Origin of the sequence: Sedimentitalea sp. XS_ASV28 (assembly GCF_041224545.1) — a bacterium.
Classification (GTDB): Bacteria; Pseudomonadota; Alphaproteobacteria; order Rhodobacterales; family Rhodobacteraceae; genus Sedimentitalea.
The window spans coordinates 22687-32171 of sequence record NZ_JBGFGP010000172.1 but is presented as its reverse complement, the minus strand read 5'-3'; the positions used below and the strand labels follow the sequence as shown (position 1 = coordinate 32171).

Sequence of the window (9485 nt, the reverse complement as noted above, 5' to 3'; positions counted from 1 at the left end):
CCGTCGGCATGCCCGCCTCTTGCTCCTTGATCATCCCGATAATCTGCGCCTCGGTAAAACGGCTCTTTCGCATTCGTCTGCTCCTTCAAGGTTGGGCAGACTCTACATCATGATGAGGGATTTCGCGGGGGGCAGGTCACTTGGTAGCGGCAATATCATCAAGGTCATGCTGTTTCGCGAAATGAAAATCACGAAGGAAGCCTTCGTCGGAGCAATGGCGGCGACGGCGGTTCTCTCGAACATCGTCAAGTTGACCTCCTACATCCGAACTGATCTGCTGACCATCGATATGGCTTGGACTGCACTTGCCCTTATCCTCGTCGCAGTCGCAGTCGCGTTGATCGGCAGACTGTTCCTGAAAAAACTGAGCGCACACGCGTTCCAAACTGGAGTGCAAGTCCTTCTAGGCATCGCCGCGATCGCACTATTGGTCTAGGCAATCAGCCAAAGTGGCCATTCGTACATGTCGCAGCAATTTGCACTTTTGGACTCGTGTTGCCAATTGCCGCGCTTGGCTTGAAAGTCCGCTGTCGGGAGTCCGTCCAAACTTTGCAAAGCCCGCAATCTGCGCATTGCCAACCTAAAAGAGCTACCCCACCACTCCGCGCCGCACGAGGTTGAGGCCGGCGGCCAGCAGCACTGCGAGGGTCACTTTGCGGAAGGTTTTCTGGTCGATCCGGTCTTGCAGGCGGCCCCCGACACACATGCCGAGCATCGCCGGCACCACGAGGGCGATCGAGAGTGGCAGGGTTGCGATCCGCAGGACGCCGGAGCTGATATGTGCGACGAGGAGTGCGAGCGCGCCGAGGCCATAGATCACGCCCTGAACCCGCATCTGTTCCGCCTTTGGCGTGTTCAACGCGGTCAGGTAGGCCACGGTCGGCGGCCCCCAGATGCCGGACAGCCCGCCGATGAACCCCGCCACCGCACCGACCAGCGCCTCGATCCACTTGCTGGGTTCGCGCAGGGTAAAGCCGACTCCGGCAAGCTGAATAAGCGAAAAAAACGAGACCGGGATGCCGATCATCAGGAAGAACGTCGCGTCGGATACGCTACGCACCAGTTGTGCGCTGGCCACCAGGAAAATGAGACCGACCCCTAGGAAAAGCCCAAACCGTCGGACCGAAGCCAGCGCCACGCGCGGACCATGTCGCAGCGCCTGGATGCCGTTGGTGGCCAGAGTGGGCAGGATCAACCCGGCCAGCACCAGTTCGGCCGGCAGGAACATCCCGAGGCCCGCCACGATGATCATCGGCAGGGCGAATCCGACCATGCCCTTGACGATCCCCGCAAGTGCGGTAATGGCAAAGGCAAGCGCAAGGGCACCGGGGCCGAGCAGGGCAAAAAGCGAGTCCATGCCTGTTCTTATCATTCCCGCCCGTCGCTGCACTGCCAAAATGCCGCGCAACATTCGAAGGGATTGCGCTGTTATGGCGCATTTTTGTTGCGCTGCACCTGCGAAATGATTACCACCGTGCGGAACCAACAGGAAGAGCGACTCATGGCCCACGACGGACAGGATCAGACGATGACACATCATGAGAGTGGGGCAGTGATTCTGCCCGATCTGCTGAAACTCACCGCCGCCGCATTGCCCGCGGTTCAAGATTACCTGGACAAGGCCCGGGACAGCGTTCGTGCGCGCGTTGTCGAAGGCGACCGCGTGTCCGGTGCTCTGATCGAGGCCAACCAGACAGCGGCGCATGGTCTCGCCTGGCTCGCAACCTATGCGCAGGCGCTGCGGCAGATGCAGGCCTGGGCCGAACGGTTGCAGTCAGACGGCAAGTTCGGCGAGATCGAGCAACTGATCCATCAGATCGCCTTTGGCGAGTACCTGCACCAGATCGCGGGTGGCATCCCGATGAACCAGGGTGAAATCCTGCGCTTGCAGGAACTGGGTCTGGGCTGGGACGCGCTGTCCGGATTCCAGTGTTCCGAGGTGCAGACCCTGATGGCCGGCGGCAACACGCAGGCGGCGCGCACACGGCTTGTCGATCTGATGCAGGAGCAGGCAGGCAACATCATGTTCGGCGCCTCCGGCCTGGACGAAGAGCTGGAGATGATCCGCGAGCAGTTCCGTCGCTATGCCGTCGAAAAGGTCGAACCCAATGCGCATGACTGGCATCTCAAGGACGAATTGATCCCGATCGAGATCATCCAGGAACTCGCCGAGATGGGCGTGTTCGGCCTGACGATCCCCGAGGAACATGGCGGCTTTGGCCTGTCCAAGGCGTCGATGTGCGTGGTTTCGGAAGAGCTGTCGCGCGGTTATATCGGTGTCGGCAGCCTCGGCACCCGCAGCGAGATCGCCGCCGAGTTGATCATCGCCGGCGGCACGGACGAGCAGAAGGCGCAGTGGCTGCCCAAGATCGCCAGCGCCGAAATCCTGCCGACCGCCGTGTTTACCGAGCCGAACACCGGTTCGGACCTTGGCAGCTTGCGCACCCGCGCGGTCAAGGACGAAAACGGCAATTACCGGATCACCGGCAACAAGACATGGATCACACACGCGGCGCGCACCCATGTCATGACGTTGCTGGCCCGCACCAATCCGGACACCACCGATCACCGTGGCCTGTCGATGTTCCTGGCGGAAAAGACGCCGGGCACCGACGCCGACCCGTTCCCCACACCCGGCATGACCGGTGGCGAGATCGAAGTGCTCGGATATCGCGGCATGAAAGAATACGAACTCGGCTTTGACGGCTTCGAGGTCAAGGGCGAGAACCTCCTCGGTGGCGAAGAGGGCAAGGGCTTCAAGCAATTGATGGAAACCTTCGAATCCGCGCGCATCCAGACCGCCGCCCGCGCCATCGGCGTGGCGCAATGCGCGCTCGATATCGCCATGCAATACGCCCAGGAACGCAAGCAGTTCGGCAAATCGCTGATCAACTTCCCCCGCGTCTCCGGCAAACTGGCGATGATGGCCGTTGAGATCATGATCGCGCGCCAACTGACCTATTTTTCGGCCTGGGAAAAGGATCACGGGCACCGATGCGATCTTGAGGCCGGAATGGCAAAACTGCTCGGGGCTCGTGTCGCGTGGGCCGCGGCGGATAACGGTCTGCAGATCCACGGTGGCAATGGCTTTGCCCTGGAATACAAGATTTCGCGCGTGCTCTGTGATGCGCGCATCCTGAACATCTTTGAAGGCGCTGCCGAAATCCAGGCACAGGTTATTGCCCGGCGCATCCTGAGCTGACGTCAGAGCCGCATGCGGCCAGTGGATCTTACTGGCCGCCATGCCGGAACGCTCAAAAAATGGGCATGTCTGCGTGTTTCTTTTTCGGGCGTGACACGGCTCTTCCCGAGTTTCAGAGGCAGTCGGCGATAAAACCTATCCTATGGTATAGGAACCTATCCTTTCGGAGCCGCAACCTATACGTGGGTCGTGATGTGATTGCTATCGCGATGTAGTATTTCATTTCCGGTATGTTGTATGGAGAGCACCGGGGAATGGCACACTCTCAGGATCTGGGCTGGATTGTCGATGCGCTGATCGATCTGAACACCTATTGCGAACGCGAGGGGCTGGAAGATATTTCGGATCATCTGATCGAGGCCATCGAATCCATCGCACCGAGCGTGCGCAATTTGCCGGCGACCGTATCGCATACTGGACCCGCACCCGAGCATCAGAAGGTTCTCGAAGTACTGGAGCAACGCGGATAGCGCATGGCCCGGCCCGGATCATGCAAGCCGTCTGAATTTCCGCGATGAGCCGGTGCATCGTCCGTGCCCCATTGTCGCGGCACCTTCGGCATCGCCTCAGACCTTCTTCGCCCTGACAAGATCAACAAACCTTGCCCGTGCATTGGGTAGCGGTTTGTTGCCCAATGCGGTGGCCACACGTTCCTCCATGAAATACCCCGTGGTTCCAAGCGCCTGCGCAATCTCGTGATCCGACGCATTGCGCGCGCCCTGCATAACGGGCGGCAATGGCAGCATCCGGTCGGCCCATTGCCCCGCCCCTGCGCGAGAGACGGCGCGGCCCGATTTCGGCGACACGTAAACCAGGTTCCGGGTACTGCCTGTCGCGGCGCAGCACGAAAGATCAAGACCAAAGCCAAGTTCCTCCAACAGCGCGATTTCCCATTTCAGGTAGGCCAGCGGCCAGATTTCATCATGCCCCAGAAGGTCGAGCAATTGTTCGCTGCGCTTGTACAGCTGGCCGTGCGGTTCACGTTCGGGCAGGCAGAAGGCCAGCAATGCCGTCACCGCGTTCAACCCGGCGAGCGCCATTCTGCCCGACATCGCGGCGGCGGCGCGACTGCGCAGAGGTTCCACCTGATAGCTGCCGATGTGGTCTTCCAGCCGCGCCCGCCAGAGCAGGTCAAGCTGTGCGCCCGGTTGCAGGATCGGCGCGATCCTGCGGCTTGCCCCACCGCGCACGACCCCCGAATGGCGACCGTGTTCTTCTGTGAAAACATCGATGATCGCCGCGGTTTCACCGTGGCGCCGCAGAGTCAGGAGTATGCCGTGATCGCGCCATTCCATACCGCAATAACCCACGCGTAGCGTCCGTTTGCAAGAGACCTCCGCAGACCCGGTGCGCCCGGAACGTATCGCGTTCAACTTGAAACATCAGGTCTCGCCCGACGTGCTGAAATCTCTGGTTTCAGGTCCCGTCCGGTGGTTCAGGGTCGTCGCGAAACGCCTTAATCCGCCAACCCCGGTTCATCGAGCAAGCTGCGGCCTGACCTGTCCTCGATTTCGATCACCCACAGATCGGGATCGTGACCGGTTTGACGCGCGATTGCCCGGTCCACCTCGGCCTCGGGCCCCTGTGCCAGCGTAATCCATTGACGCTCACCGCTCATCAGATCGAAACTGCGCTGAAACACTGTTGCCTGCCCGTCCAGCGTGTTGAGCTTGATCAGGATCGCACCGGCCGTGTCATCCCCGTGGGTCACGACAAACGCGGGAATGTCCTGCAAGCGCAGGCGCGCCAGATAGGCGTGCACCCAGAACTGGGCGGTCAGGCGCACTGTCACGCCCCGTCTTTGAAATCGAGCCCCATTTCGGAATATCGCTCGGCCTCTTCCAGCCAGTTGGGCCGCACTTTCACCTGCAGGAACAGATGCACCTTGCGCCCTAGGAATTCCGCCAACTCCTCGCGCGACGCCTTGGAGACCGCCTTGATGGTTTCGCCCTTGTGCCCCAGGACAATCCCTTTATGCCCGTCACGCACGACGTAGATGACCTGTTCGACACGGGCCGAGCCATCCTTGCGCTCTTCCCAACTCTCGGTCTCGACCGTCATCTGGTAGGGCAATTCCTGGTGCAGCCGCAGGGTCAGCTTTTCACGGGTCATTTCGGCCGCAATCATGCGCATGGGAAGATCGGCAATCTGATCCTCGGGATAGAGCCACGGCCCCTCCGGCACTTCTGCGGCCAGCCATTCGCGCAGCGCCTGCACCCCATGCCCCTTCTCGGCAGAGATCATGAAGGTCTCGGCAAAGCCGTAGCGATCATTCATTTCCCTGGTCAGGGCCAGCAATGCCTCTGACGGGACGCGGTCGATCTTGTTGATCGCAAGGGCAATCTTCCGGCCTTCTCCGATGTCCGCCAGCCCATCGAGAATGCGCTCGACACCTTCGGTCATGCCGCGATGCGCTTCGATCAGCAACATGACCACATCCGCATCGGCCGCGCCGCCCCAGGCGGCGGCCACCATCGCACGATCCAGTCGCCGGCGCGGTTGGAACAGGCCCGGTGTGTCAACGAACACCAGTTGGCTGTCCCCCTCCATGGCGACACCGCGGATGCGCGCGCGGGTGGTCTGAACCTTGTGGGTCACGATCGACACCTTTGCCCCGACCATCCGGTTCAGCAGGGTGGATTTCCCCGCATTCGGCTCTCCGATCAGCGCGACAAATCCGGCGCGTGTCATGTCCCGTTCTCCAATTGCTGCAACAGGGCACCTGCCGCGCTCTGTTCCGCCTGCCGCTTCGAACCGGCGCGGGCCTGGGCCTCTGCGCCGTTTTCCAGCCGTGCCGCAATGGTAAAGACCGGGGCGTGGTCCGGGCCGCTGCGGTCGATCTCGACATAGGCCGGGGGTTTATGGCCGCGCGCCTGGGCCCATTCCTGAAGCGCCGTCTTGGCATCCCGCGCATCCGAGTCGACACGCTCGATACGATCGCCCCAGAGATGCAGGATCATGTCGCGCGCCGCATCCAGCCCGCCATCGCGATAGACTGCGGCGATGACCGCCTCCATCGCGTCGCCAAGCAGCGCCTGCTTGCGTCGCCCGCCAGACAGCATTTCCGAGCGTCCCAGCTTGAGCACCGATCCCAGATCTATTTCCCGCGCCACATCGGCGCAGGTTTCCTTGCGCACCAGCGCATTGAAACGCGGAGCCAGCTGACCTTCGCTGGCCTCCTTATCCTGTTCGAGCAAGGCAGACGCCATCACAAGCCCGAGAACACGGTCCCCCAGGAATTCAAGCCTCTGGTTGTCTGCCCGCGTGGGCGAGGACATGGACCCGTGCGTCAGCGCCCGCAACAACAGCTCCGGGCGCGCGAACTCGTGGCCGATCCGGCGCTGAAACGCCTGCAATTCGGCCCCAAGCTTCACTGGATCGCCTTGAAGAAGCGGTCACCGCGCCATGTCCAGAAGAACAGCATCGAGCGTCCCGCCGAACTGAACATGATCCGGTCGGCGCGACCGATCAGGTTCTCATAAGGCACGAACCCGACACCGCCCGCGCTTTGCGGTACACGGCTGTCCATCGAATTGTCGCGGTTGTCGCCCATGAAGAAATAATGCCCTTCCGGCACCAGATAAACGCCGGTGTTGTCCAGACCCTGATTGCCGATTTCCAGAATATCGTGTGAATTGCCATCCGGGAAGGTCTCGACAAATCGCTGTTTCTCGCAGGCTGCCCCCGGACCCACCGGCCCGTTGGAACACCGCGGACGGCTGGCCTGCGGCCCTTGCGGCGCATAGGTTTCGGTGAAAATCCCGTCATCCTGCAACTGCACCGGCTGGTCATTTATCGACAGCACACCGTTGGTGATCTGGATCTTGTCACCGGGCAGCCCGACAAGCCGCTTGATGAAATCACGCCCGGAAACCGGGTGGCGGAACACCACGACATCGCCCCGTTCCGGTTCCGATCCGAACAGGCGGCCATTGTTCTGCGGGAACATGCCGCAAATGTCTTCGGCATCGATGTTGATACCGATCCCCGGCATGATCACGCTCGGGCAGGACGCATAGGAATAGCCATAGGCCATCTTGTTCACGAACAGGAAGTCACCGATCAGCAGCGTTTCCTTCATCGACCCCGACGGAATCCAGAACGGCTGAAAGAACAGCGTGCGGAACACGCCCGCGATGAGCAGGGCATAGACGATGGTCTTGATCGTCTCGACAATCGCGTTTCCCTTTTTGGCTTTCTCGGCCATGCGGATCTCCGGTGTTGCTGGGTTGGGCGCTACATGCGGGGCGGCTTGGTCAGTGTCAAGGCGCTGTCTCGGCCCCGGTGATCGGGCGCGCCTCGATCACCACGAATGCCTGCGCCCAGGGATGGTCATCGGTCAGGGTGACGTGGATGATCGCCTCGTGGCCCGGCGGTGTCATCTCGCGCAGCCGTTCGGCGGCCCAACCGGTCACCTCCATGACCGGCTGGCCGGTGCGCAGGTTGCTGACCGCCATGTCCTTCCATGCGATTCCCATGCGCAACCCGGTGCCAAGCGCCTTGGAGCAGGCCTCTTTCGCGGCCCAGCGTTTGGCATAGGTTCCGGCCACATCCCTGCGCCGCTCGGCCTTGCGCTGTTCGACCTCGGTAAACACCCGGTTGCGGAACCGGTCGCCGAACCGCTCAAGCGTCGCGGCAATGCGTTCGATATTGGCCAGATCGGTGCCGATGCCAAGGATCATGCGAGCCGCAATGTCAGCATCTTGGCGCTGCCCCCCGCGCGTATCCAGCCCGACGCAACCACGTCAGGCGGCAGCAACGAATGTACCCCGTCAACCATTGCGCGCCGCATCCATCAACCGGCGCATTTCCGCAATCGCAGGCTGCAGGCCGAGGAAGATCGATTCGCCGATCAGGAAATGGCCGATATTCAGCTCTTTCACCTCGGGGAACGCGGCTATGGGCGCAACCGTGTCGTAGGTCAGCCCGTGGCCCGCATGCACCTCGAGCCCGAGCGAATGCGCATAGGCGGACATCTCGCGCAGGGCCTTCAGCTCTTTCTGGTGCTCGTCCATCCGACCTTCGGCGAAAGCATCGCAATAGGCCCCGGTGTGCAGCTCGATCACCTCGGCGCCTATGCGATGGGCGGCGTCGATCTGGCGCTTGTCTGCGGCGATAAAGATCGACACGCGGCACCCGGCTTCGCGCAGCGGCGCAATGAAATGCGCCAGCCGGTTTTCTTCGCGCGCGACTTCAAGCCCGCCCTCGGTGGTCCGCTCCTCGCGCTTTTCCGGCACGATGCAAACCGCATGCGGCTTGTGACGCAGGGCAATCGCCTGCATCTCGTCGGTGGCCGCCATCTCGAAATTCAGCGGGATGTTCAGAACCGCCATAAGACCGTCGATATCTGCATCGCTGATATGGCGCCGGTCTTCGCGCAGATGCGCTGTAATGCCGTCCGCGCCCGCCTCTTCGGCCAGCCGCGCCGCGCGCAGCGGGTCGGGATAGGCACCGCCACGGGCGTTCCGAACGGTGGCGACATGGTCGATATTCACGCCAAGGCGCAACTCGTGCTGTGTCATTCTGTGGTTCTCGTTTCTTATTCCGGGATCAGCCTAGGGCATTTTGGGGCAAACATGAATCGCCTTTCGCGACCCTGCGTCAACGGCAGCGCCTCGCGCAAGTCAGTCGGGCGGCGGCAAAGGATCGACCTCGGCCCGTTTGCGAATGGCGTCGAATTTCTTCTTGATCTGCTTCTTGCGCCGCTTCTGATAGGCGCGGATGACCGGCACACTCAGCACATAGCATATCGTCGCCGTGATCACGCCGGGGATGATACCGCCGACGAGATATGGCAGAAAAATCTCATGGTAGAACACGCTCAGTCCGCGCCAGTCCGGCTCGCCACCGGAAAAAATGGCCCCGAAATTGTGAAACAGGTCATGCGCCGCATCAAAGAACTTGCCACCGAATGACCTTGCGGCACCCTCTTCGAAATTTGTGCCAAGGATGAAGTGCCCGGTTTTCAGCGAGACGAATCCGATAGGGACATAAGTCAGCGGATTGCCGAAAAACGTCGCCATCAAGGCCGCAAGTATGTTGCCGTGAACCACCCGCGCGATCAGGAACGCCACCAGGAAATGCATCGTGTAAAACGGTGTGAAGGTGGTGAACACGCCCGCCCAGATACCGCGCGCGATCCGTTCAGGCGAGTCGGGAAGACGCCGGACGCGGTGTTTGACATAGTGAAAGGCACGGGTCCAACCGCCCTTGGGATACAGGAAATCCGCAATCGCGCGCAGCACTGAGCGTCGGTCACGGCGTCTAAATACCAAGGTGGATT

At 61.3% G+C, this 9485-nt stretch carries 12 protein-coding genes; 3 read left to right on the top strand and 9 right to left on the bottom strand.

All coding sequences use genetic code 11. The features are described 5' to 3' along the window. The coding region (locus AB9K34_RS21560) for a hypothetical protein (protein WP_369956656.1) at positions 1-436 on the top strand (436 nt) is incomplete at its 5' end. A 153-nt stretch (positions 437-589) separates the two neighbouring features. On the opposite strand, the gene AB9K34_RS21555 is transcribed toward AB9K34_RS21560, so the two are convergent. Beyond that, positions 590-1357, bottom strand: a complete 768-nt coding sequence (locus AB9K34_RS21555; RefSeq protein ID WP_369956655.1) for a sulfite exporter TauE/SafE family protein — start codon at positions 1355-1357, stop codon at positions 590-592. Positions 1358-1501: 144 nt separating this feature from the next. Here AB9K34_RS21555 and AB9K34_RS21550 point away from each other — a divergent pair, with 144 nt between their 5' ends. Continuing rightward, positions 1502-3202, top strand: a complete 1701-nt coding sequence (locus AB9K34_RS21550; RefSeq protein WP_369956654.1) for an acyl-CoA dehydrogenase family protein — start codon at positions 1502-1504, stop codon at positions 3200-3202. 254 nt (positions 3203-3456) lie between these two features. Further along, positions 3457-3672, top strand: a complete 216-nt coding sequence (locus tag AB9K34_RS21545) for a hypothetical protein (protein WP_369956653.1) — start codon at positions 3457-3459, stop codon at positions 3670-3672. Between the two features lie 96 nt (positions 3673-3768). On the opposite strand, the gene recO is transcribed toward AB9K34_RS21545, so the two are convergent. The 8 genes from recO to AB9K34_RS21505 form a co-directional block, all read right to left on the bottom strand. Continuing rightward, positions 3769-4497, bottom strand: coding sequence for a DNA repair protein RecO (gene recO, locus AB9K34_RS21540; protein WP_369956651.1), 729 nt, complete (start codon positions 4495-4497; stop codon positions 3769-3771). Positions 4498-4658: 161 nt separating this feature from the next. Further along, on the bottom strand, positions 4659-4994 hold the full coding sequence (locus AB9K34_RS21535; protein ID WP_369956649.1) for a DUF1491 family protein: 336 nt from the start codon (positions 4992-4994) through the stop codon (positions 4659-4661). Further along, a complete protein-coding gene (gene era / locus AB9K34_RS21530) occupies positions 4991-5893 on the bottom strand; it encodes a GTPase Era (RefSeq protein WP_369956647.1) in 903 nt (300 codons plus the stop codon). The genes AB9K34_RS21535 and era overlap by 4 nt, the downstream gene beginning before the upstream one ends. After that, a complete protein-coding gene (rnc, locus tag AB9K34_RS21525; RefSeq protein ID WP_369956646.1) occupies positions 5890-6576 on the bottom strand; it encodes a ribonuclease III in 687 nt (228 codons plus the stop codon). The genes era and rnc overlap by 4 nt, the downstream gene beginning before the upstream one ends. Beyond that, positions 6573-7409 (bottom strand): signal peptidase I, encoded by an 837-nt coding sequence (gene lepB / locus AB9K34_RS21520; RefSeq protein WP_369956645.1) that lies wholly within the window; start codon positions 7407-7409, stop codon positions 6573-6575. Before lepB ends, rnc begins: the two co-directional genes overlap by 4 nt. A gap of 55 nt (positions 7410-7464) precedes the next feature. Beyond that, positions 7465-7884 carry a holo-ACP synthase gene (gene acpS / locus AB9K34_RS21515; protein ID WP_369956644.1) on the bottom strand — a complete coding sequence of 140 codons (420 nt, stop codon included), beginning with the start codon at positions 7882-7884 and terminating at the stop codon, positions 7465-7467. 90 nt (positions 7885-7974) lie between these two features. Next, positions 7975-8724: a pyridoxine 5'-phosphate synthase gene (locus AB9K34_RS21510; RefSeq protein ID WP_369956643.1), complete on the bottom strand. Its 750-nt coding sequence runs from the start codon at positions 8722-8724 to the stop codon at positions 7975-7977. A gap of 102 nt (positions 8725-8826) precedes the next feature. After that, entirely contained in the window at positions 8827-9477 is a 651-nt protein-coding gene (locus AB9K34_RS21505) for a DUF2062 domain-containing protein (RefSeq protein ID WP_369956642.1), read from the bottom strand. Between the last annotated feature and the right edge of the window lie 8 nt (positions 9478-9485).

What these genes read in the sequence shown, in the direction of transcription:
- lepB (WP_369956645.1), bottom strand. Translation starts at nt 7,409, where the DNA reads ATGGCCGAGAAAGCCAAAAAGGGAAACGCGATTGTCGAGACGATCAAG.
- AB9K34_RS21550 (WP_369956654.1), top strand. Translation starts at nt 1,502, where the DNA reads ATGGCCCACGACGGACAGGATCAGACGATGACACATCATGAGAGTGGG.
- AB9K34_RS21555 (WP_369956655.1), bottom strand. Translation starts at nt 1,357, where the DNA reads ATGGACTCGCTTTTTGCCCTGCTCGGCCCCGGTGCCCTTGCGCTTGCC.
- AB9K34_RS21545 (WP_369956653.1), top strand. Translation starts at nt 3,457, where the DNA reads ATGGCACACTCTCAGGATCTGGGCTGGATTGTCGATGCGCTGATCGAT.
- recO (WP_369956651.1), bottom strand. Translation starts at nt 4,497, where the DNA reads ATGGAATGGCGCGATCACGGCATACTCCTGACTCTGCGGCGCCACGGT.
- AB9K34_RS21510 (WP_369956643.1), bottom strand. Translation starts at nt 8,724, where the DNA reads ATGACACAGCACGAGTTGCGCCTTGGCGTGAATATCGACCATGTCGCC.
- acpS (WP_369956644.1), bottom strand. Translation starts at nt 7,884, where the DNA reads ATGATCCTTGGCATCGGCACCGATCTGGCCAATATCGAACGCATTGCC.
- era (WP_369956647.1), bottom strand. Translation starts at nt 5,893, where the DNA reads ATGACACGCGCCGGATTTGTCGCGCTGATCGGAGAGCCGAATGCGGGG.